19 protein-coding genes are annotated in these 21,259 nt (G+C 68.0%); 2 read left to right on the top strand and 17 right to left on the bottom strand.

What is annotated here, in order from left to right; translation table 11 throughout:
- Positions 1 to 58 precede the first annotated feature (58 nt).
- The 9 genes from JSQ98_RS01215 to argC form a co-directional block, all read right to left on the bottom strand.
- Positions 59 to 2,605 carry a glycoside hydrolase family 65 protein gene (locus JSQ98_RS01215; protein WP_200329421.1) on the bottom strand — a complete coding sequence of 849 codons (2,547 nt, stop codon included), beginning with the start codon at positions 2,603 to 2,605 and terminating at the stop codon, positions 59 to 61.
- Complete coding sequence (locus tag JSQ98_RS01210) at positions 2,602 to 3,306, bottom strand: beta-phosphoglucomutase family hydrolase (RefSeq protein WP_200329423.1); 705 nt, start codon at positions 3,304 to 3,306, stop codon at positions 2,602 to 2,604. Before JSQ98_RS01210 ends, JSQ98_RS01215 begins: the two co-directional genes overlap by 4 nt.
- A gap of 21 nt (positions 3,307 to 3,327) precedes the next feature.
- Positions 3,328 to 4,263 (bottom strand): carbohydrate ABC transporter permease, encoded by a 936-nt coding sequence (locus JSQ98_RS01205; protein ID WP_249290665.1) that lies wholly within the window; start codon positions 4,261 to 4,263, stop codon positions 3,328 to 3,330.
- On the bottom strand, positions 4,263 to 5,609 hold the full coding sequence (locus JSQ98_RS01200) for an ABC transporter permease subunit (protein ID WP_090147966.1): 1,347 nt from the start codon (positions 5,607 to 5,609) through the stop codon (positions 4,263 to 4,265). Before JSQ98_RS01200 ends, JSQ98_RS01205 begins: the two co-directional genes overlap by 1 nt.
- A gap of 6 nt (positions 5,610 to 5,615) precedes the next feature.
- Positions 5,616 to 6,950, bottom strand: a complete 1,335-nt coding sequence (locus JSQ98_RS01195) for an ABC transporter substrate-binding protein (protein WP_200329427.1) — start codon at positions 6,948 to 6,950, stop codon at positions 5,616 to 5,618.
- 147 nt (positions 6,951 to 7,097) lie between these two features.
- Entirely contained in the window at positions 7,098 to 7,640 is a 543-nt protein-coding gene (locus tag JSQ98_RS01190) for a prepilin peptidase (RefSeq protein WP_211648003.1), read from the bottom strand.
- 36 nt (positions 7,641 to 7,676) lie between these two features.
- On the bottom strand, positions 7,677 to 8,579 hold the full coding sequence (gene argB / locus JSQ98_RS01185) for an acetylglutamate kinase (protein WP_090147958.1): 903 nt from the start codon (positions 8,577 to 8,579) through the stop codon (positions 7,677 to 7,679).
- Positions 8,580 to 8,586: 7 nt separating this feature from the next.
- A complete protein-coding gene (gene argJ / locus JSQ98_RS01180; protein WP_211648001.1) occupies positions 8,587 to 9,744 on the bottom strand; it encodes a bifunctional glutamate N-acetyltransferase/amino-acid acetyltransferase ArgJ in 1,158 nt (385 codons plus the stop codon).
- Positions 9,741 to 10,802 carry an N-acetyl-gamma-glutamyl-phosphate reductase gene (gene argC, locus JSQ98_RS01175; RefSeq protein ID WP_211647999.1) on the bottom strand — a complete coding sequence of 354 codons (1,062 nt, stop codon included), beginning with the start codon at positions 10,800 to 10,802 and terminating at the stop codon, positions 9,741 to 9,743. The genes argJ and argC overlap by 4 nt, the downstream gene beginning before the upstream one ends.
- Before the next feature lie 155 nt (positions 10,803 to 10,957).
- On the opposite strand from argC, the gene JSQ98_RS01170 reads away from it, so the two are divergent.
- Positions 10,958 to 11,809, top strand: coding sequence for a PhzF family phenazine biosynthesis protein (locus JSQ98_RS01170; RefSeq protein ID WP_211647997.1), 852 nt, complete (start codon positions 10,958 to 10,960; stop codon positions 11,807 to 11,809).
- A gap of 59 nt (positions 11,810 to 11,868) precedes the next feature.
- Here the strand turns inward: JSQ98_RS01170 and JSQ98_RS01165 are convergent, their stop codons facing one another.
- From JSQ98_RS01165 to JSQ98_RS01130, 8 genes are all read right to left on the bottom strand, one after another.
- Positions 11,869 to 12,645 (bottom strand): enoyl-CoA hydratase, encoded by a 777-nt coding sequence (locus JSQ98_RS01165; RefSeq protein WP_211647995.1) that lies wholly within the window; start codon positions 12,643 to 12,645, stop codon positions 11,869 to 11,871.
- Positions 12,642 to 13,781 carry a bifunctional 2-methylcitrate synthase/citrate synthase gene (locus JSQ98_RS01160; protein ID WP_090147942.1) on the bottom strand — a complete coding sequence of 380 codons (1,140 nt, stop codon included), beginning with the start codon at positions 13,779 to 13,781 and terminating at the stop codon, positions 12,642 to 12,644. Before JSQ98_RS01160 ends, JSQ98_RS01165 begins: the two co-directional genes overlap by 4 nt.
- Before the next feature lie 87 nt (positions 13,782 to 13,868).
- Positions 13,869 to 14,768, bottom strand: a complete 900-nt coding sequence (gene prpB, locus JSQ98_RS01155; protein WP_200329441.1) for a methylisocitrate lyase — start codon at positions 14,766 to 14,768, stop codon at positions 13,869 to 13,871.
- Positions 14,768 to 16,306, bottom strand: a complete 1,539-nt coding sequence (locus JSQ98_RS01150; protein ID WP_211647993.1) for an MmgE/PrpD family protein — start codon at positions 16,304 to 16,306, stop codon at positions 14,768 to 14,770. Before JSQ98_RS01150 ends, prpB begins: the two co-directional genes overlap by 1 nt.
- A complete protein-coding gene (locus JSQ98_RS01145) occupies positions 16,303 to 16,977 on the bottom strand; it encodes a GntR family transcriptional regulator (protein WP_211647991.1) in 675 nt (224 codons plus the stop codon). The genes JSQ98_RS01150 and JSQ98_RS01145 overlap by 4 nt, the downstream gene beginning before the upstream one ends.
- Before the next feature lie 73 nt (positions 16,978 to 17,050).
- Positions 17,051 to 18,946 carry a YhgE/Pip family protein gene (locus tag JSQ98_RS01140; RefSeq protein WP_090147930.1) on the bottom strand — a complete coding sequence of 632 codons (1,896 nt, stop codon included), beginning with the start codon at positions 18,944 to 18,946 and terminating at the stop codon, positions 17,051 to 17,053.
- Entirely contained in the window at positions 18,943 to 19,551 is a 609-nt protein-coding gene (locus tag JSQ98_RS01135) for a P-loop NTPase family protein (RefSeq protein ID WP_234037080.1), read from the bottom strand. The genes JSQ98_RS01140 and JSQ98_RS01135 overlap by 4 nt, the downstream gene beginning before the upstream one ends.
- 156 nt (positions 19,552 to 19,707) lie before the next feature.
- Positions 19,708 to 20,613, bottom strand: a complete 906-nt coding sequence (locus tag JSQ98_RS01130) for a VOC family protein (protein ID WP_211647990.1) — start codon at positions 20,611 to 20,613, stop codon at positions 19,708 to 19,710.
- 197 nt (positions 20,614 to 20,810) lie between these two features.
- On the opposite strand from JSQ98_RS01130, the gene JSQ98_RS01125 reads away from it, so the two are divergent.
- Positions 20,811 to 21,242 (top strand): VOC family protein, encoded by a 432-nt coding sequence (locus JSQ98_RS01125; protein WP_090147924.1) that lies wholly within the window; start codon positions 20,811 to 20,813, stop codon positions 21,240 to 21,242.
- Positions 21,243 to 21,259: the final 17 nt, after the last annotated feature.

Raw genomic sequence — 21,259 nt, 5'->3', positions numbered from 1 at the left:
AGACCCGGCTGCTTCCATCCTACTCTCGGGCGCGGGGTGCCTCGTCGGCACCCCGCGATCACTCCTCGAACGGTCTGGTGGGAATCGACGTGGTGACCACCGGGACCTCGAAGGAGAGCTCGGGCACCACGCCGGTGTCGCCCTCGCGGGGCAGCATGCCGGCCGACAGACCCGCGAACGATCCCAGATTCGGCCCCTGGTCCGGCAGTGCGACCTCGACGGGCGCGCCCGCGACGATGCGCACATCCTGCTCGCGCACCCGCACCACCACCGGGCCTTCGCCCTCGAGGAGTTCGAAACGGATCCGATCGCGCTCCAGGCGCACTTCGAAGCGCTCCCCCCTCCACTCGAGCCGGAATTCGAGCGAACCCCAGTGATCCGGGAGCCGCGGGTCGAAGGTCAGCTGGCGCCCGACGTCGCGCATGCCGGCGAAGCCCTGGACGAGCATCATCCACACCCCGCCGGTCGACGCGATGTGCACGCCGTCCGCCGCATTGCCGTGGAGATTGTCGAGATCGACGCGCAGCGCATGATCGAAGTACTGGTACGCGAGATCCCGGTACCCGACCTCAGCCGCGATGATCGATTGCACGACCGCCGAGAGCGTCGAGTCGCCCGTGGTGAGGGCGTCGTAGTAGTCGAAGTCGCGACGCTTCTCATCGAGCCCGAACTCATTGCTCGCGAGCAGCAGCGCCAGCACGACATCCGCCTGCTTGAGCACCTGGAAGCGGTAGATGACGAGCGGGTGGAAGTGCAGCAGCAGCGGCTTCTGCTCGGGCGGCGTGGCCGCGAGATCCCAGACCTCGCGATCCAGGAAGTGCGCGTCCTGCGGGTGAATCCCGAGCTCTGGCGAGTACGGGACGGTCATGCCCTCAGCCGCACGCTCCCATGCGTCGATCTCGTCATTGGTCAGCCCCAGGCGGTCGACGAGCACGCCGTAGTCGTTCGGCGCCTCGGCGGCGAGCCTCCGCGTCACCTCGACCGCGAAGCGCAGATTGAATCGTGCCATGACGTTCGTGAAGAGGTTGTCGTTCACGACGGTCGTGTACTCGTCAGGGCCGGTGACACCGTGGATGTGGAAGCGATCCGCCCCCTCAGCATCGCGCCGCCAGAACCCGAGACTCGCCCACAGGCGGGCCGTCTCCACGGCGATATCGGAGGCCCCGGAGAGCACGTACTCGAGATCGCCCGTCGCCGCGACGTAGCGCGCGAGCGCGTAGGTGATGTCGGCGTTGATGTGGTACCCGGCAGTGCCGGCCGCGTAGTACGCGCTCGCCTCCTCGCCGTTGATCGTGCGCCACGGGAACAGGGCGCCGTCCTCGTTCAGCATCGCGGCCCGCATCCGCGCCTGGGGCAGCATCCGCTGGCGGGCGCGGAGAGCGTTGCGCGCCCAGAGCGGCGACGTGTACGTCAGGAACGGCAGGACGTAGATCTCGGTATCCCAGAAGTAGTGACCGCCGTATCCCGAACCCGTCAGACCCTTCGCCGCGATGCCTCGTCCGTCGGCTCGCGCGGATGCCTGGGCGACCTGGAAGAGATTCCACCGGATGGCCTGCTGCACCCCGGGATCCGCATCGACGCGCACGTCGCTTCGATCCCAGAACGCTTCGAGATACGCGCGCTGCTTCTCCCACCTCGCGTCGCGCGGCTCGGCATTCGAGCTGTTCAGCGAGTGGATGCAGCGGTCGATCATCTCGGAGACCACCGCCGTCGAAGAGTAGTGGTAGGCGACCGTCTTGACGAGGTGCACGGTGCGCCCCTGCTGCGCGGTGCCCTGGTAGACGTGGCGCACGCGATCCTGCGACTTGTCGATGCGGTGCCGCCAGTTGCCGTCACCGTCTTCGCTGTCGCCGCCGTCGAAGTGGTGCTCGACCCCGACGCCGAGCGTCATCCGCGAGTCGTGCACGCGGTAGCTGAGCACCGACCGCCCGCCGTCGTGGAGCACCTGGCCCGGGTCGAGGATGCGCTCGGTGAACTGCTCGGCCTGGCGAGGGTCCGAGGTGCCCTTCGCGGGCGTCGGCGTCTCCGTGTTGACCCGGCCCAGATCCTGGCGGTTCACGATGAGGCTGCTGACGGTGAGATCGGCGTCGGCATCCAGCACAGTGATGCGCATCTCGATCGTTGCGAGGTGACGATCCGCGAACGAGACCATGCGGCGGGTATCGACCCGGACCCGCTTGCCCGTCGGAGTGAGCCACAGCAGTGACCGCGTCAGCGTTCCGGCTCTGAGGTCGAGGATCCGCCGCATGTCGAGGATGTCGGAGGACTCCAGGTTGAGCCGCTCGTCATCGACGTAGATCCGGATCGTCTTCGCGTCGGGCACATTCACGATCGTCTGACCGTGCTCCGCGAAACCGTACGCGTTCTCAGCATGCCTGATCTGCCAGGTCTCGTGCAGTCCGTTGAGGAACGTGCCGTGGCTGCCGAGCGGCAGCCCCTCCTCATGGTTGCCTCGCATGCCGAGGTACCCGTTGCCGAGGGAGAAGATCGTCTCGTCCTCCCCCGCGCGCGCCGCGTCAATCTCGCGCACGACGATGCGCCACGGGTCGTCGCCGAAGTCACGGCGCAGTTCTTTCAACGGTCCGTCGAACGACTCGGGGCTCATCCCAGCAACTCCTCAAGATCGGAAACGACGATGTCCGCTCCTGCGGCGAGCAGCGCCTCGCGACCGGCGCCGCGGTCGACGCCGACGACGAGACCGAATCCGCCCGCGCGGCCGGCTGCGACTCCCGACGCTGCGTCTTCGAATACGACGGTGCGCGCCGGGTCGGCTCCGAGCAGCTCGGCGCCGCGCAGGAAGGTATCGGGCGCCGGCTTCCCCGGCAGCCCCTCGCGCGCAGCGACGACGCCGTCGACCACCGCACGGAAGCGGTCGGTCAAACCGGCCGCGCGCAGCACCGGTTCGGCGTTCCGGGAGCTCGAGACCACCGCGAGCGGGGCCCCGCGCTCAGCCAGGTGATCGAGCAAGCGCACCGATCCCGGGTAGGCCGCGATCCCGTCGCGCTCGAGCACCTCGACGAATGCGGCGTTCTTGCGATTGCCAACGCCGCGCACCGAGGTGAAGCCCTCGTCGAGGTCGGCGCCCTGAGGCAGTGCGACCCCGCGTCCGGTGAGCAGCGCTTCGACTCCCGCGAACCGGGGGCGCCCGTCGAGGAACGCGAAGTACTCGCGCCCCTCGTACGGCGCCTCCCCGCGCGACGCGAAGAACGCGTCGAACGTCTCCTGCCAGGCCCGTTTGTGAAGTTCGACGGTAGGCGTGATCACCCCGTCGAGGTCGAAGAGATACGCGTCGTACCGATCGATCACCCGGTAGTTTCCTTCCCGTTGCTACTTTTGCGAGCCGGCCAGGAGCGCCTGCACGAAATACCGCTGGAACGCGAAAAACACTATCAGCGGAACGATCATCGAGAGGAAGGCTCCCGCCGAAAGTACGTCGATATTCGCTCCGAATTGCCTGAGTTGCGATTGGATCGCCACGGTGAGCGGCTGCGAATCGGTATTCGTGAAGATCAACGCCACGAGCATGTCGTTCCACGTCCACAGAAACTGGAAGATGGCGAGCGACGCGATCGCCGGCAGTCCGAGCGGCAGCATGATCTTGAAGAAGATCAACCAGTCGCGCGCGCCGTCGATCCGCGCCGCCTCCAACAACTCCTCCGGCACCTGCGAGAAGAAGTTCCGCAGGAGGAAGATCGCGAACGGGAGACCGAATGCGGTGTGGAAGAGAATCACTCCGACCACGCTTCCGAAGATGCCCATCGCCCCGAAGAGGCGCGCCAGTGGGATCAGCGCGACCTGCAACGGCACGGCGAGCAGCACGATCACCGCGATGAAGAGCCAGTCCCTGCCGGGGAATCGCATCCACGCGAACGCGTACGCCGCGAGCGCGCCGATGATCACGACGAGCAGCGTCGTCGGCACGGCGATGATGATCGTGTTTACGAACGAGCCGGTGATCGTCGGATTCGTGAGGAGATTCCCGTAGTTCTCGAGTGTCAGCTCAGCCGGCTTCGTCAGCACCGTCCACCACCCGCTCGACGCGTTGTCGCCGGCAGTGCGGAACGACGTCAGCAGCAGGCCGATCGTCGGGACGAGCCAGAACACCGCGACGATCACCAGAACGGCATGCACGATACCGCTGCTGGCGACGCGCGCGATCCGCGACCCGAGGCTCTGCTTGCGCCGCTTCACCGGACCATCCGGCTTCGCGCCCGTGCGCCCCTCGGGCCGGACCGCGGCCTCATTGTGCACCTGCGACGTCATCAGCCACGCTCCGCTCTGAATCTGCGTACGTTCACGATCATCGAGGGCAGCACGAGGATCAGGAGCAGGATCGCGAGCGCTGAACCCAGACCCTGGTTATTGCCGCCGCCGAAGGAGACCGTCCACATCTCGACCGCGATGACGTTCGCCGCCGGTTTCGACGCGCCGGGCGGTATCACGTAGACGAGATCGAAGATCTTCAGCACGTTGATGATCAGCGTCACGAAGACCACGAGGAGTACCGGGGCGAGCAGTGGAGCGGTGATCTTCGAGAAGACCTGCCACTCGTTGGCACCGTCCGTACGCGCCGCATCCTGCAAGGAGCGGTCCATCGCCGACAGCCCCGAGGCGATCATCACCATCGCGAAGCCGGCCCAGATCCAGATGTAGGCCAGGATCACGACGACGTTGATCCACGAGGCGCTGAGCCAGGAGACACCGGCCGCGCCCTCGCCGAAGTTCGACGCGGGCAACGCGATGCGGTACGAACTGCCCGCATCCAGCCCGTCGATCGTGTACGTTCCCCCGGCACCCGTAGTGGCGTACCCGCGGATCGATCCATCGACGTCGACGGCGTCGACGCGCACGCCCTCGAGCCCCGTCTTTCCCGCTTCGAGCTCGCCGTCCGTGCCTCCGCCTCCGCGCACGACGTCGAGAAAGACCGTGCCGGAGATCTGCGTGTCACCGGGAGCGCTCGCGGCCCGAGCCTCGCTCGAGCCTTCCGGGAGCGCGCTGCGTTTGACTCCGATGAGCGGGAAATCGACGGTCTCCCCCGCCGTGACCTCCTGGGTCGAGGCGATGATGCCCTGGTCGGCTTCGATCCCGACGCCCTCGCGAGGCTTCGCGCCCGGATAGCTCGCCTGGTCGGTGAAGATGCTCTGCACCCCGGTGATCGCGGCGTTCACGACTCCGAGCTGGGGGCTCTCCTGGAACATGCCGCGGAAGATGACGCCCGCGGCGAGCATCGAGATCGCCATCGGCATGAACACGATGAGCCGGAAGGCGGTCTTCCACCCGATCTTGTCGACGAGCACCGCCAGCAGCAGACCGATGATGGTCACCGTGACGGGAGCAACGATTACCCACACGAGGTTGTTGCGGATAGCCGTGAACGTCGTGTCGTTCGTGAACATCGTGACGTAGTTCTCCCACCCCACGAAGGCGGTGCCGGAGCGGTCGAACAACGATCTGATGACCGTGTAGACGATCGGGTACACCACGAGAGCGCCGAGGGCGAGCAGGGCGGGGCCGAGGAACGACCCCACCAGCAACCACTGGCGCAGACGGCCCCGGTGGCGCACGCTCCCACTGCGAAGCGCGATGGGGACCGTCTGCGTGCGGCTCACTGCCCGCTACCCGTCGTACGCGGCGGCAGCCGCATCTTCGAGTCGCTGCGCGGCTCCGTCGACGTCATCCGGATTCTGGTAGAACGAGATCATCTCCTGCCAGAACCCCTGACCTGGGGTGCCGCCGAACTCGCTGGGCGCGAGATCGGAGAGATCGAAGCGGAGCGTCTCGGCTCCGGTCAGGGCCTCTGCGATCTGACGCGAGATGTCATCCGGGTACAGCGACGTGTCGACGCCGGTGTTGGGCGAGGTGAGTCCGCCGTTCGGCACCCAGACCTCGGCGGCCTCGGGTGATGCGAGGTAGGCCATGAGCGCCGAGGTGGCGGGATCCTCGTCAAACTGCACGGCGACGTCGCCGCCTCCGACCACCGCAGGAGCGGAGTCGTTGATCGCCGGGAAATCGTAGAACAGTGCGTTCTCACCGACGGTCGAGGTGCCGTCTGCCGTGATGTTTCCGGCGACGAAGTCTCCCTCGAAGACCGTGCCGGCTTGGGGGTCGGTGCCGAACACCTCGGTCACGCTGGTCGGGAAGTCCCGCTGATCTCCGCCGGGCTGCACGAGGTCACTGCCCCACAGCTCGCCCAGCACGGTGAGCGCTTCCTTGACCGAGTCGTCGGTCCAGGGGATCTCGTGGTTGGTGAGCTGGTCGTACTTCTCGGCTCCCGCGGTGCGCAGGTACACGTTCTCGAACCAGTCGGTCAGCGGCCATCCGACATCGGCCCCCACCGAGATCCCGGCGTATCCCGAGTCGGTGATGAGCTCGAGCTGCTCCATGAAGCCGTCCCAGTCCTCCGGCGCCTCAGCACCCGCCTCATCGTAGATGTCGGCGTTGTACCAGACCGTCGACTTGTTGGCGGCTTTGAACCAGACGCCGTAGAGCTGGTCGTCGACCGTGCCGAGATCCACCCAGTCCTGCGAGTAGTTGTCGCTCACGGCCTGCTGCACGTCTTCGTCGACGGGCATGATGTCGCCGTCTTGGGCGAGCGACTCCATGAGCGCGGGCTGGCCCAGCACAGCGACGTTGGGCGGGGAGCCGCCTTCCAACTGGCCGCTGATGTATGTGGGGCCGTTGTCCCCGAAACTGGTGTACGAGACGGAAGCGCCGGTCTGGCGTTCGAACTCGTCGAGCACCGCTTCGAAGTTCTTCTGCTCGGCGCCCGACCAGGCCGCCGCGACGGTGAGGGATTCTCCGGCGAACTCGTCGCCGGCCGGGGCGTCGCTGCCGCCGTCGCCGCCGTCGCCTGAGCCTCCGCCAGCGCACGCCGTCAGCAGCAGCGCTGCGGCGGCGATTCCGGTCGTCGCGCGGGTGATCCGAGACCGCGCGAATCGTGTGGTGTGCATGAGTACTCCATCCAACCGATCCGAAGCCGGAGCGGGCACCTCCCGATCCGAGGAACGCAGCGGCGCGAAGCGCGTCGATGCCTCCAGTGTGAATCTATCGATTCTGGACACCGTTCGAAAGGCCTTGCGCCGTCGTCCCCCCAGGGACTAGATGCACGCGATCGTCGCCCACGCCGAGGCGAACAGGCATGGCGCGAACGGCACGGCCGACGCTTTCTCGAGCGCTCCGGGGCGACGCCGAGGTCTGCGGACGATGCTCCAGATCGCCGCGGCCGCGAACGCGCCGACGACCGTGAGGGTCGCCGCCGTCCAGCCGCCGGTGAACCCGACCGCGGCCCCGACCAGGGGGCTCAACTTGACGTCGCCTCCGCCGATCCCCTGTGGCGACCAGCGCCAGAGAGCCGCGAACACCGCCCCGAAGGCGGCCGCCACCAGTACGGTGTCCCAGATCAGCCGGTCCGCTGCGTCGCTCGCGATGGCGGAGGGTCCGCCCCTGTGGAACCCGTGGACGACCGCGCTCGCCAGGAGCAGCGGGATCGTCGTACCGGAGGCCAGCACCAGAAGCCGATTCGGCAGCCGTCGCTCCCGGATGTCGATCACCGTCAGCAGGATCGACCACGCCGCGAACAGCGCGAGCCCAGCGATGGCGGAGGCGGAGGCGAGAACTGAGTGCGTTGCTGCCCCGCTCATCGGCATGATGGCTCCCGCTTCGCCACGCGCGGCCGGCTAGGGCGTGACTTCCGTTCCGATTCCGCGTTCCGTGAAGATCTCGAGCAGCACCGAATGCGGTTCTCGACCATCGATGATCGCGGCCTTCGAGACGCCGCCCCGCACGGCGTCGAGGCACGCGTGCATCTTCGGGATCATGCCCGACTCCAGGCTCGGCAGCAGCTCTTCGAGTTCACCGGCCGTGATGGAGGAGACGAGGGAATCGCGATCCGGCCAGTCCGCGTACAGTCCGGCGACATCCGTGAGGATGACCAGTTTCTCCGCGCCGAGCGCGCTGGCGAGGGCGCTCGCGGCCGCGTCCGCATTCACGTTGAGCGAGTCGCCCGGCCGGTCGACGTCGGGCGCGATCGAAGAGACCACCGGGATCAGCCCCGCGTCGAGCAGGGCGAGCACCGGTGCCACACGCACATCGATCACGTCGCCGACGAGTCCGAGATCGACGAGTTCGCCGTCCACCTCGATGGGCGGGCGTCGGCGGCCGACGAACAGCCCCGCGTCCTCCCCCGTCGTCCCGGCCGCCAACGGACCGTGCGCGTTGATCTGGTCGACGAGTTCCGGGTTCACTTTGCCCGTGAGCACCATGCGCACGACGTCCATCGTCTCCGGCGTTGTCACCCGGTATCCACCGCGAAATTCGCTCTCGATGCCGAGGCGAGCGAGCATCGCGTTGATCTGCGGGCCTCCGCCGTGCACGACCACCGGGCGAATGCCGGTGTGCCTGAGATAGACGACGTCTTCGGCGAACGCCTCCATCAGCCGGTCGTCGATCATCGCGTTTCCCCCGAACTTGATCACCATGATCGCGTCGCGGAACTTCTTCAACCACGGCAGCGAGTCGATGAGCGCTTCGGCGCGAACGGCTGCGTGCTCATGATCGAGCGTCTTGTCAGTCGTGGACATCGATCCCCTAGCTCGAGTAGGCGCTGTTCTCGTGCACGTACTCGTGCGTGAGATCGTTGGTGCGGATGGTAGCGGTGTGGTCGCCGGAGAACAGGTCGATCTCGACGTGCGTACGACGCGGTGTGAGATCGCACTCCTCCACCGGTCGGTCGGGGGCGCCGGCGTGGCACAGCCGTACCCCGTTGAACGCGACATCGACCTCATACGGGTCGAACGTCGCTCGAGTCGTGCCGATCGCTGCCAGCACTCGACCCCAATTCGGGTCGTTGCCGAAAATCGCAGCCTTGAACAGGTTGTTGCGGGCGACGGATCGCCCCACTTCGATGGCCTCGGCGACCGAAACCGCGCCTCGCACCTCGATGTCGATGTCATGGCTCGAGCCCTCGGCATCGGCCTGCAGCTGAGCCGCAAGGCTGTCGCACACCGCCGCGAGCGCCGACGCGAACTCCGCCTCGTCGGGTGAGACGCCCGAGGCGCCGCTCGCGAGCAGCGTCACCTGATCATTCGTCGACATGCACCCGTCGGAGTCGAGCCGGTCGAAACTGGCAGCGGTCGCGTCCCGCAGCGCGCGATCCAGAGCGCCGTCATCCAGTCGCGCGTCGGTCGTGATGACGACGAGCATGGTCGCGAGCCCGGGCGCCAGCATGCCTGCACCCTTCGCCATCGCTCCGATCGTCCACCCGTCGGCGCGATGCACGGCGGTCTTCTCGACGGAGTCGGTCGTGAGGATCGCGCTCGCCGCAGTCGCATCGTCATCGGTGAGCGCGGCGGCGAGCGCCGGCACGTTCTTCACGATCTTGTCGCGGAACGCCTGGTCGCCCGTGCCGATGAGGCCGGTGGAGCAGACGAGGATTCGCTCGGCCTCGTGCTCCCCGATCTCGTGCGCGACGGCCTCGGCGGTCAGGCGCGTCGTGTCGTACCCGAAGTCGCCCGTGAAGCAGTTGGCGCCGCCCGAGTTCAGCACGACGGCGCGCGCCGGGCCTCCGGCGATCGCCGTGCGACTCCAGATGATGGGGTTCGCCTGGGCGCGGTTGGACGTGAACACGGCAGCGCTCGCGCGCACCGGTCCATCATTGACGACCAGAGCGAGATCAGGTTTTCCCGTGCTCTTGAGTCCGACGGCGATGCCTGCTGAGCGGAATCCTCGGGGTGCGGTCACGGTCACGGTGCGACTCCATTCACGGAAAGTCCGGTGCGCTCGGGGAGGCCGAGCGCGATGTTCGCCGACTGGATCGCCGCTCCGGCCGTGCCCTTCGCGAGGTTGTCGAGCGCGGCGACGATGACGACGCGACCGGCGGCCTCGTCGACGACCACGCTCATCAGGCACGTGTTGGCGCCGAGGGTGTCAGCGGTGCGCGGCAGCGCCCCGTCGGGGAGCAGCTGCACGAAGGTCTCATCCGCGTACGCGCGCTCCCATGCCGCCCGCACCTCGGCCGTCGAGACTCCGGGAGCGAGGCGTGCGGTCGTGGTGGCGAGGATGCCGCGGCTCATCGGTACGAGGACCGGCGTGAAGCTGATGGTCGGCTCATCGCGCGCGCCAGCAGCCCGCAGCGCCTGCCGGATCTCGGGGATGTGCCGGTGCGAACCGCCGACGGCGTAGGGATTCGCCGTTCCCATGAGTTCGGCTCCGAGCAGATGGGTCTTCGCGGCCTTCCCCGCGCCAGAGGGGCCGACCGCGAGGACCGACACGATGTCGCGCGCCTCGATCACGCCGGAGGCGATGCCAGGAGCGAGCGACAGCGCGACGGTCGAGGCGTTGCACCCGGGCGCCGCGATCCTCGTCGCTCCGACCAGCGCATCGCGCTGGCGCTCGACTGCGCCGCCCTCCCCCGACACGATGAGCTCGGGAACACCGTACGTCCAAGCTTCGTGATGGTCGCCGCCGTAGAACGCCTCCCAGTCGGCGGCACTCGTGAGGCGATGGTCGGCACCGCAGTCGACGACGAGCCGCACGTGCTCGAGCTGCTCGGTGAGTGCTCCCGATGCGCCGTGGGGCAGGGCGAAGAACACGATGTCGTGGCCGTCGAGCGCCTCGGGCGTCGTCGGCTGCAACGTGAGGTGGGCGAGGGAGCGCAGGTGCGGTTGCGACTGCACGAGCGGTTGACCCGCGGTCGAGTGCCCGGTGACGGTGCGGATCTCGAATTCGGGGTGCCCGCTGAGCAGACGGAGCAGCTCGCCCCCCGCGTACCCGCTGGCTCCCGCAACAGCGACGCTGAATGTCATCGTCTCCCTCTCCCGCGGGCGCTCCGCACGCGTCCTCCTATTCAACCACTCGGCACGGGCACGCGTTCGCCAGGGCAGCATCAATCGTCACAACCTGGGGATTGCGGCGAGTTAGGATCGACTGTGAGCGAGCGGACTGCGAAGGAGAACACGCGATGACGCACGCGTCGAAGCACGCGGTGCAGGTGGTGCATGTGTTCTCCGACGGACCCGGCGGCGGGAATCCGGCGCCGATCGTGCTCGATGCGAGCGGGATGTCGCCGCTCGAGATGCAGCGGATCGCCCAGCAGTACGGCCATGAGAGCGGGTTCGTCGTCGCCGCGCGGGAGCACGAAGACGTCGACTATCACGTCACCTTCTGGACGCCCCTTCACGAGATGTCGATGTGCGGGCACGTCACCGTGGGAGCCGTGTGGCTGCTGCACCGTCTCGGACAGCTCGATGCTCCGACTGTGCGCATCGGCACGGCGAGCGGCGTCGTCGAAGCGCGCGTAGATGCCACCGGTGCGGTCGAAGTCGCCCAGCCGGCGGGAACCATCGAGGCGGTCTCGCCCGACGTGGCGGCCTCGATCATCGATGTGCTCGGCATTGCGGAGGACCAGCTCGCGCCACTGCCGATCCGCAATGCGACGACGAGTCGGACCAAGACGCTCGTCCCCCTCGTCTCGACCGACGTCCTCGACGGACTGACGCCTGACCTGGAGCGCATCGAAGCCGTCTGCGCGCTCGCCGAGTCGACCGGTCTCTATCCTTACGCCGTGACCGATACCACCGGCCTCGTCTTCGACGCCCGGCAGTTCCCGCGCTCCTCCGGCTACCCGGAGGACGCGGCGACCGGCGTCGCCGCCGCTGCGCTCGTCACCGGTCTCGTAGCCGATGGATTGGTGGACCCGACGGCTGCGCGCGCGATCCGGGTGCGGCAGGGGCGCGCGATGGGCAGGCCGTCCGAGATCTCGATTCGCACGCGTGCGAGCGGCGGCGTCTGGCTCGGGGGCCGCGTGCGCTGACCTCCGCCACCGCATCGCCAGGAATCGCGCTCACCCAGGCCGGGCGCGCCTCGCCCGGCCTACCGGTGCCGGAAATCGGGCGTGCGCTTCTCGGCGAAGGCGCGCATGCCCTCCTTCTGGTCGTCGGTCGCGAACGCCGCGGCGAAGGCCTGCCGCTCGAAGCGCAGCCCTTCGGCGAGCGGCATCTCCTGGGCGGCCTGCAGTGCGTCCTTCGCGGCGTACACCGCTGGAAGCGACTTCGACGCGATGGCTTCGGCGACCTTGGCGGCTTCAGCGAGCAGCTCGTCCGCCGGCACGACGCGCGAGACGAGGCCGGAGCGCTCCGCCTCCTCGGCATCCATCATGCGTCCGGTGAGCACGAGGTCCGCCGCCTTGGCCTTGCCGATGGCCCGCGGCAGTCGCTGGGATCCGCCGAAGCCCGGCAGGATCCCGAGCGTGATCTCGGGCTGGCCGAATTTCGCGGTGTCGGCGGCCAGGATGATGTCGCACATCATCGCGAGCTCGCATCCCCCGCCGAGCGCGAAGCCGCCCACCGCAGCAATCAACGGCGTGCGCGTGCGTTCGAAACCGCCCCAGCCCGGGAACGGCCCGTCGAGGTACATGTCGGCGTAGCCGAGCTCCGCCATCTCCTTGATGTCGGCTCCGGCGGCGAACGCCTTCGCCGACCCGGTGAGCACGATCGCTCCGATGCCCGGGTCGGCATCGAACCCCTGGACGGCATCGATGAGCTCGCGCACGAGCGTCCCGTTCAACGCGTTGAGCGCCTCCGGGCGGTTGAGAGTGATGGTCGCGACGCGTCCCTGCGTCTCGGCGATGATCGTCGTGTAGTCGCTCATGGCGTCAAGTCTGCCACGTGGCGCTCATCAGGGCCGTCGTACGCCGACAACGGCCGGATCAGGGCGTTCGACGCGGCCTGTTCCATGACGTGCGCCGTCCATCCCGTGACACGGGACGCGATGAAGAGCGGTGTGAACATCGGGGTGTCGAAGCCGATGAGGTGATAGGCCGGTCCGGAGGGATAGTCGAGATTGGGATGAATCCCCTTGCGCTCCATGAACTCTCGCTCGAGGGCGTCGGAGAGATCGGCGAGATCGCGACGGTCGTAGTGGGCCACGAGCGCGTCGAGCGCGGCGCGCATCGTGGGCACGCGAGAGTCGCCGTTCTTGTAGACGCGGTGCCCGAAGCCCATGATCTTGCGCTTCTCGGCGAGCGCCGCATCGAGCCACGGCACCACCCGCTCCGCCGAGCCGATCTCGTCGAACACATGCATCACCGCCTCGTTGGCGCCACCGTGCAGCGGGCCCTTGAGCGCTCCGATGGCCCCGACGACCGCCGAGTACAGGTCGGAGAGCGTCGAGGTGATCACGCGAGCGGTGAAGGTCGAGGCGTTGAACGAGTGCTCGGCGTAGAGGACCATCGAGCGGTTGAACGCGTCGATGACAATCTCGTCGGGATCCTCGCCGAACGTCATCCAGAGGAAGTTCGCCGCGTAATCGAGATCATCGCGCGGTTCCACGAGCTCTTCGCCGCGTCGGCGCCGTTGCCCGTAGGCGACGATCGCGGGGAGCGCCGCGAACAGGCGCACGGATCGCGCCAGATTCTCCTCGGCGCTGCCCGTCGCGTCGAGCACCGATCCTGACCCAGCGAGATCGATCGCGCCCAGGGCGCTCACCGCGGTGCGCACCTCGTCCATCGGGTGGGCATCGTGCGGGAGGAGATCGATCGCGGCACGCACGGAGTCAGCGAGCGCTCGGTGCTCGCGCTCGGTGCGTCGGAGGTGCTCCAGATCGTCGGAGGTGGGCAGCTCTCCGTGCCAGAGCAGGTATGCGACGGCCTCGAAGGGCTGCGTCTCGGCGAGCTCCTGCACGGGGTATCCCCGGTAGAGCAGGCTGTTCGTCTCGGGGTTGACCTTCGAGATCGCCGTCGTGTCGACGACGACTCCCGCGAGGCCCTTCTTGATCTCCTGCTCCATGTGCTGCGCTCCTTTGCGATGAACTGCGGTGGTGTACTGGCTGCGGCGACGGCGTGCCGCCTGCGGTGGTGGTGGGCTCCGGCCGCGTTACCGCTCGACCGAGAAGTTGAACACGCTCGTGTCGAAGCGGTTGTAGTCCTCGTAGTCGACGAGCTCGTAGAGGTCGGCCCGGTGCTGCATCTCGTCGAGCTTGCCGGTGAGGTGCCCGACGTCGTTCAGCTCATCGAGCGCTCGCTCGGTCGCACCCATCGCGATCCGCAGCATCGACACCGGCCAGATCACGATGTTCACCCCGACATCGGCGAGCTGCTGCGAGGAGAAGAGGTCGCTCTTGCCGAACTCGGTCATGTTCGCGAGAATCGGCACGTCGAGGGCCGCGCGCATCGCGGCGAACTCCTCGAGCGTGCGCATCGCCTCGGGAAAGATCGCGTCGGCTCCCGCATCGACGAGGGCCCTCGCACGATCGAGCGCGGCGTCGAGCCCGTCGACGGCTCGGATGTCGGTGCGCGCCATGATGAGGAAGTTCGGATCGCGCCGCGCATCGGCCGCCGCCCTGATGCGCTTGACCGCCGTTCCCTCATCGACCACGGCTTTGCCATCGAGGTGCCCGCAGCGCTTCGGGTTGATCTGATCCTCGATGTGCGCACCCGCGAGGCCCGCGTCCTCGAGCGTCTGAATGGTGCGCGCCACGTTCATCGGCTCGCCGAACCCGGTGTCTGCGTCGACGATCGCCGGAAGCTCGGTCATGCGCGCGATCTGCTGCGCGCGCCCCGCCACCTCGGTGAGCGTCGTGAGCCCGATGTCGGGAAGGCCGAGGTCGGCGGAGAGCACCGCGCCCGAGATGTACACGCCGTCGAAGCCCTTGCGTTCGATGAGGCGGGCCGAGAGGGGGTTGAACGCTCCGGGAAAGCGCAGCAGCTCGCCGCTGGCGAGGCGCTCGCGAAAGAGGCGCCGCTTCTCGTGGGCCGGGGTCTGGGCGTACAGCATCAGAAGAGTCCCTTCGGTGCGGCGTCGAGTTCGATGAGGCCGCGTCGCGCGGTGATATTGATCTCACGCACCTCTTCGGCCGTGAGCTCGGGCAGCCGCTGCACGAGTTCGAGGAACCGCTCGATCTCGGCCGGTTCGAGCACCGGCGCCGCGAGCAACCGGAATTTCGCGATGTAGTGTTCGCGCGCGAAGGGGCGAGCACCGAGCGGGTGCGCGTCGGCAACGGCGATCTCCTCGACGATGGTGCGGCCGTCGACGAGCTCGATCTCGACGCGTCCGCCGAAGGCCTTCTCATCGGGATCCTCGGAGTGGTACCGGCGCGTCCACTCCGCGTCTTCGGCGGTGATGACCTTCTGCCACAGCGCGACGGTGTCGGCGCGGCCCGCGCGCTCGGGAGTGTAGGAGTCGACGTGGTGCCAGCCGCCGTCTTGCAGGGCGACCGTGAAGATGTACGGGATCGAGTGGTCGAGGGTCTCGCGCGACGCCGTGGGATCGTACTTCTGCGGATCGTTCGCGCCCGACCCGATCACGTGATGCGTGTGATGGCTCGAGTGGAGCACCACGCGAGCGATGTTCTCCGGGTCCCCGAGCTCGGGATGCGCGCCGTGCAGCCGGCGGGCGAGGTCGATCCACGCCTGCGCCTGGTACTCGGCCGAGTGCTCCTTCGTGTAGCTGTCGAGGATCGCGCGCTTCGCTTCTCCTGCGGCGGGCAGCGGCACCTCGTACGCCGCGGTCTGCCCGTCGAGCATCCAAGCGATGACGCCGTCCTCCCCCTCGTAGATGGGGGCTGGCGATGTCTGCCCGCGCATCGCCCGGTCGACCGCCTCGACGGCCATCTTGCCCGCGAACGCCGGTGCGTGCGCCTTCCAGGTCGAGATCTCGCCCTTCCGGCTCTGACGCGTAGCGGTCGTGGTGTGCAGAGCCTGCGCCACGGCCTGCGAGATCGTGGCGACGTCGAGCCCGAGCAGCGTGCCGATGCCCGCTGCGGCCGACGGGCCGAGGTGCGCGACGTGGTCGATCTTGTGCCGGTGCAGGCAGATCGCGCGAACGAGATCCATCTGGATCTCGTACCCCGTCGCGATACCGCGCACGAGCGCCCGCCCGTCGGCACGCACGTGCTGCGCGACCGCGAGGATCGGCGGAATGTTGTCTCCCGGGTGCGAGTACTCTGCCGCCAGGAACGTGTCGTGGTAGTCGAGCTCGCGCACGGCGACGCCGTTCGCCCAGGCGGCCCACTCGGGGCTCGACAGGATGCCGAACGGCGATCTTGACGGCAGCCCGAAGATCGTGCTGCCCGCACCGCCGTGCGAGACCGGGTGCGCGAGCGCCTGCGCCCGTGCCGCGACGATCGGCGCGCGCGTGAGCGACGCCGCGGCCACTGATGCGTTGTCGATGATGCGGTTGATGATCATGTCGACCACGTCGGCTTCGACCTCGACCGCGTCTGCGGCGACTTCGGCGATCTTCCAGGCGAGCTGCTGCTCGCGGGGCAGCGATTCTTCACTGCGGTGCACACGGACGTGGTGGGTGACGGTCATGCTGTGGCTCTCTCTTCCGAGTCTGCGATGGAGGTCAGGATCGACGCGAGCGCGCGATGCAGGTGGACGTGCGTGGCGTGCGCCGCGAGCTCGGGGTCGCCGTCTGCGATCGCCCTGGCAATGAGGGCGTGTTCGGCGACCGAGGCGCGGAGGCGGGCGTGGTGGTCTCTCGCCAGCCCGCGGGCGCGGGCGAGGTGCGTGCGCACGGGGCGGAGCGCCTGAACCAGGTAGGCATTGGCCACTGCGGCATCGATGGCCGCATCGAACCGGGCGATGAGGGCGTAGTAGTCATCGGCGCTCGAGGTGCCGGCGTCGGGGTGCGCTGCTTCGAATGCGGCCGCGATCTCCGCGAACACGGTCGGGTCTCCGCGGACGGCCGCGAGGCGGGCTGCTGTCTCTTCGAGCGCGCGGCGCGTCTCGAAGAGGGCGCGCACATCGGCTGCGTCGAAGCCCGACACCGTGATCACGCGGGCCGACTGCTGCGTGAGGAGACCGTCTGCGATCAAACGCCCGATGGCTTCTCGCATGGGAGTCCGACTGACGCCCCACCGCTGCGACTGCTCCACTTCGCCGATGACGGTGCCCGGCCGCAGCGCACCGGTCTGGATCTGCTCGAGCAGCGCGCGGTAGACGCGATCGCTCGTGCGCTCCCCGCTCGTTCCCGTGACCATAGCCCCAACGTATACACCAGAGCCGGTGAGCGCAAGGTTCACCCGCGATCCAGCCCCGTGTGTATACGCTGGCCTACCCGATGAGGCTCGGCTGCAGATCCTTCAGAGTGCGCGATCGCATCGTCTTCGCAACGCCCAGCGCCGCGACGAGCACCGCGATCACCAGCACGAGCGCGAGCTTCACCGCCTCGCTCGCGGCATCGGCGAGGTCGCCCCCGTACATCAGCTGTCGCAACCCGTCGACCGCGAACGACATCGGCAGGTAATGATGCAGGGTCGCGAGCGACGGTGGGAGCGTCTGCCAGGGGAAGGTGCCGCCGGCGGTGACGAGTTGCACCACCATGAGCACGAGCCCCAGGAACTGGCCGACGCTCCCCAGCCAGACGTTCAACGCCAGGATGATGGCTGCGAAGGTCGCCGACGCGAGCGCGATCGTCCCGTAGGCGGCGACCGGGTGCGAGAAGTCGAACCGGAGTGCGAAGGCCACGATCGCGAAGAGCGCGAGCATCTGCGTGGCTCCCAGCAGTGCGGGTGTCGCCCAACCGGCGAGGGTGACCCTCAGTGGCGTGTGCAGCGCGGTCACCGCACGGCGCGACACCGGCTTCAGAATGAGGAAGAGCGCGTAGATGCCGATCCACGCTGCCAGGCTCATGAAGAACGGTGCGAGGCCGGCTCCGTAGCTGCCAGCCGAGGTGACCCTGCTCGTCTGCACGTCGACCGGGCTCGCGATGTTCGAGGCCTGATCCGCTCGCAAGTCATCGGAGCTGTCGGGCAGCGCATCGACGCCCTCCGCGAGCGCGTCGCGCAGCTGCCCCGCACCGTTCGTCAGGTCTCCGAGCCCGCTCTGCAGCTCTCCCGAGCCCTCGACGAGCTGCGCGAGCCCGTCATCGAGCGCGACCGAGCCGTCCGCCGCTGTCGCGATGCCGTTCGTGAGTTGGGGCGTCGCGTCGGCGAGCTGCCGTGAGCCGTCCGCGACCTGCTGCGCACCACCGGCGAGCGTGTCGAGTTGGGCACTGGCCCCCTGCACCTGCGCGTTGACGCTGGTGAGGTCACCGCCGACGCGATCCATCGCGCCGCTCACTCGGTCGATCACGGCCGGATCGACGTTCGCGTTCGCGAGATCCTGCAGCACCGCGGCTCGGTCTGCGGCCAGCGCATCGATCGCGCGCTGACTGACGTCCGCGGCTTCTCTGCCGTACTGGGCGACGGTCGCATTGCCAGCGGCGACCTGCGCGGCTCCGCCGGCGAGCGTCTCCGTGCTCTGCGGAAGCGACGCGGTCGCATCGCGCAGCTGCGAGAGACCGCTCGCCAGCCGACCCGACCCTTCCGCCGCCGTCTGCGTACCAGCGTGCAGCTCCCCCGCACCATCGCGGGCGGTCGCAGCCCCGTCGGTCAGCTCGCTCGCACCATCGGTCGCCTCGATGAGCGATCCGCGCACCTGAGCGATGCCGTCGAGAAGCGAACGCGCCGCTTCACGGTTCACCGACTGCACGATCTGCTTCTGGATGCGCTGCACCGCCTGCTCGCCGATGGTCGTCGCGAGGTAACTGTTCGCGTCGTTCGTGGTGAGCACCACGTCGGCCCGATGCGGGTCGTCCGTCTGCGACGATTGCAACGCCTCGGAGAAGTCCTTCGGCAACGTCACGGTGAAGTCGTAGACCCCGTTCGCGACGCCGCGCTCCGCATCCTTCGCACTGACACGATGCCAGTCGAAACTGCCGTCATCGATGAGATTCTGCGCGACTTCGTCCCCGATGACCCGCGTGCTCTCGCCCTCTGCGACGCCTGCATCGGACACCACGAGCGCTACGGGAACCTGGTCGAGCCTGGCGTACGGATCCTGGTTCGCCCAGAGATAGAGTCCGCCGTAGAGCAGCGGCACGCACATCAGGGCAGCGAAGGCGAGGCGCGCCATCTTGGTCGCCCAGAGGCGAGCGAACTCGGCCCGAATCATCTGCGGGATCTTCATGCCTGTTCCTCCACTGCTGCTGCGGCGTCGGCCGCGTCCGCATGGTCATGCAGCGGCATGACTTCGCCGGTTCCCCACCCTGCCGGATGCGCCGAGATCGCCGCGCGCGCCGCGCGACCCGCGATGACCAGCACCGCGGCTCCGTCCTCCGCCAGCTCGCACGCGATGCGCCACCAGTCCTCCGGCGCGCCGCCGTGGCGATCCGGCGAGACGAGCACGAGCCCTTCGACCTCCGGGCGCTGCAGCGCCAATTCGCAGAGCGCGCGCACCCGGGCATCAGGGGCGAGATCGCCGATCGGCAACCGTGCATGCTCGCGCAGGCCCAAGCGCTCGAGTTCGTGCCGCACCGCGATCGGCCCGCCGAATCTCCCCGCGAACATCAGCTCTTCTGCGACGACGTCGGAGAGCAGCACGTCGCCGTGCGGTTCGCTCACATCGGGGGCATCGACGAGAGCGAGTCTGCGCCGGAGTGCTTTGGCGTCGGGAGTGCCGTCGATCGAGACCTCCCCGGAGTCGGGCTTCATCCGGCCAGAGACGATGAGGCCGAGCACGGTCGGTCGCTGCGCCGTCTCGGCTTCGACGAACACCGCAGTGCCAGAGCTCATCGACACATCGATCGGCGGGAGCGCCCGCCCGCCCGGTCCTTTGCTGACCGCCGTCGCCCGCACCCGCATGAGTTCGTCCCCGCCCTACTCGATCCAACCCTGCGAGTGTAGTCCTCCTCTCGCTGAACGCCGGGGCCGGTGAACGGGCGTTCGGGATCACAGGTCGTCGATGACGATTTTGTGCATGCCGAGCATGTGCTCGAACGCGTTCGGCCGCTCCATGAGCTCACCCATGTTGGCCGGGACGATCTGCCAGCTCACGCCGAACTCGTCGGCCAACCATCCGCACTGCTCGGCTTCCGGCACCGCCGACAGGGCCTCCCACAGGCGATCGATCTCGACCTGGTCGGCGCAGTGCACCTCGAGCGATACGCCGCACGTGAAGGAGAAATCCTGCTCCACACCCGAGTCCATCACCGCGAAGAGCTGATCCCGGATGCGGAAATCGCTGTACATCAAGGCCTCGGCGGTTGCGGGCCCGGTGGGCTCGCCGTAGGGGAACGATCCGATCAGCGCCGCGTCATCGAACACCTCGATGTAGCGGTCGCGTGCTTCTGCAGCCCGATTCTGGGCGGCTCCCCCGAACATGAGGGAGGGCATGACGAATTCTGCCTCAGCATCGATCTCGTCGTTGACGCTGAGCTGCCAGCTCATGCCGTACCGATCCTGCACCCACCCGTAGTAGGGGCTGAAGGGATACTCGTCCAGAGGCATGAGCACCGTCCCTCCCTGCAGCAGACCGTTCCACACCCGATCGAGCGCCGCGCGCGCGAGCTTCGGGCCGCCGAACCGCGCATCGCCGAACATCAGGAACATCGAGATCGATGGATTCGGGAAGAACTCCTCGCCCGCGTTGATCAGCGTGAGCCGATACCCCGCGAGGTTCACCGCCACGGTCAACGGCTCGCCGGCGAACGGCGCTTGGAAGTCGAGCAGGCCCGTCTGCGGGTACCGCGACTCGACCTCGGTGGTCGTGTCGGGGAAGACGTCCGCATAGAACCGACCGACCTCCTCTGCGTTCCGCTGGCACCAGATGTTGGGCACGATGTACTGGTCGGTCATGACTGCTCCTCTCGCCGGTGAGCTCGGCAGCACTGCCGGGTCCAGTGGTCGCTCGGGCGCCGGCACGGCGCGCCCGCTCTCAGTATCCGTCGCCCTCACTCGCGCGACAAGAGTCAGGTCGATGACTTTTCACTCCTGCCAGTGCACAATGTCAGCAGAGGGGCCGGTCGCAGCCCCGCGAGCTCCGAGGAGTCCTCATGTCGATCAGCTTGAACCCCTACCTCAACTTCCACGGCAACGCCCGGCAAGCGCTCGAGTTCTACCACTCGGTGCTCGGCGGTGAGATCCGCCTCATGCAGTACGACTCCGTACCCGGCATGATGGGCGACCCCGCCGAATCGGAGAAGATCATGCACGGGCAGATCGACACGGAAGACGGTCTCACGATCATGGCCGCCGACTACCCGGCCTCCATGGCCGAGGCGCCGGACGCTGCATCGCTCGGGCACTCCGTGTGCGTCTCCGGCGACGACGCCGAACGCATCCGGGCGCTCTGGGAGGGCATGTCGAACGGCGCCCAGATCCGTGAGCCGTTCGAGACCGCGCCCTGGGGAGACACCTTCGGCATGCTCGCCGATCGATTCGGTGTTCCCTGGATGTTCAGCCTCGCGCCCTCGAGCCGGGGGTGACGCACCCGATCCACTGC

The sequence above is a fragment of the Leucobacter manosquensis genome (assembly GCF_018304845.1).
GTDB lineage: Bacteria > Actinomycetota > Actinomycetes > Actinomycetales > Microbacteriaceae > Leucobacter > Leucobacter alluvii.
Note: the sequence above shows the minus strand (reverse complement) of the source record. Positions and strands in the feature narration are given on the sequence as shown.

Excerpts from the sequence above, each read along its gene's own strand:
- JSQ98_RS01215 (WP_200329421.1), bottom strand. The coding sequence starts at position 2,605 with ATGAGCCCCGAGTCGTTCGACGGACCGTTGAAAGAACTGCGCCGTGAC.
- JSQ98_RS01205 (WP_249290665.1), bottom strand. The coding sequence starts at position 4,263 with ATGACGTCGCAGGTGCACAATGAGGCCGCGGTCCGGCCCGAGGGGCGC.
- JSQ98_RS01195 (WP_200329427.1), bottom strand. The coding sequence starts at position 6,950 with ATGCACACCACACGATTCGCGCGGTCTCGGATCACCCGCGCGACGACC.
- JSQ98_RS01190 (WP_211648003.1), bottom strand. The coding sequence starts at position 7,640 with ATGAGCGGGGCAGCAACGCACTCAGTTCTCGCCTCCGCCTCCGCCATC.
- argB (WP_090147958.1), bottom strand. The coding sequence starts at position 8,579 with ATGTCCACGACTGACAAGACGCTCGATCATGAGCACGCAGCCGTTCGC.
- argC (WP_211647999.1), bottom strand. The coding sequence starts at position 10,802 with ATGACATTCAGCGTCGCTGTTGCGGGAGCCAGCGGGTACGCGGGGGGC.
- JSQ98_RS01170 (WP_211647997.1), top strand. The coding sequence starts at position 10,958 with ATGACGCACGCGTCGAAGCACGCGGTGCAGGTGGTGCATGTGTTCTCC.
- JSQ98_RS01165 (WP_211647995.1), bottom strand. The coding sequence starts at position 12,645 with ATGAGCGACTACACGACGATCATCGCCGAGACGCAGGGACGCGTCGCG.
- JSQ98_RS01160 (WP_090147942.1), bottom strand. The coding sequence starts at position 13,781 with ATGGAGCAGGAGATCAAGAAGGGCCTCGCGGGAGTCGTCGTCGACACG.
- prpB (WP_200329441.1), bottom strand. The coding sequence starts at position 14,768 with ATGCTGTACGCCCAGACCCCGGCCCACGAGAAGCGGCGCCTCTTTCGC.
- JSQ98_RS01150 (WP_211647993.1), bottom strand. The coding sequence starts at position 16,306 with ATGACCGTCACCCACCACGTCCGTGTGCACCGCAGTGAAGAATCGCTG.
- JSQ98_RS01145 (WP_211647991.1), bottom strand. The coding sequence starts at position 16,977 with ATGGTCACGGGAACGAGCGGGGAGCGCACGAGCGATCGCGTCTACCGC.
- JSQ98_RS01140 (WP_090147930.1), bottom strand. The coding sequence starts at position 18,946 with ATGAAGATCCCGCAGATGATTCGGGCCGAGTTCGCTCGCCTCTGGGCG.
- JSQ98_RS01135 (WP_234037080.1), bottom strand. The coding sequence starts at position 19,551 with ATGAGCTCTGGCACTGCGGTGTTCGTCGAAGCCGAGACGGCGCAGCGA.
- JSQ98_RS01130 (WP_211647990.1), bottom strand. The coding sequence starts at position 20,613 with ATGACCGACCAGTACATCGTGCCCAACATCTGGTGCCAGCGGAACGCA.
- JSQ98_RS01125 (WP_090147924.1), top strand. The coding sequence starts at position 20,811 with ATGTCGATCAGCTTGAACCCCTACCTCAACTTCCACGGCAACGCCCGG.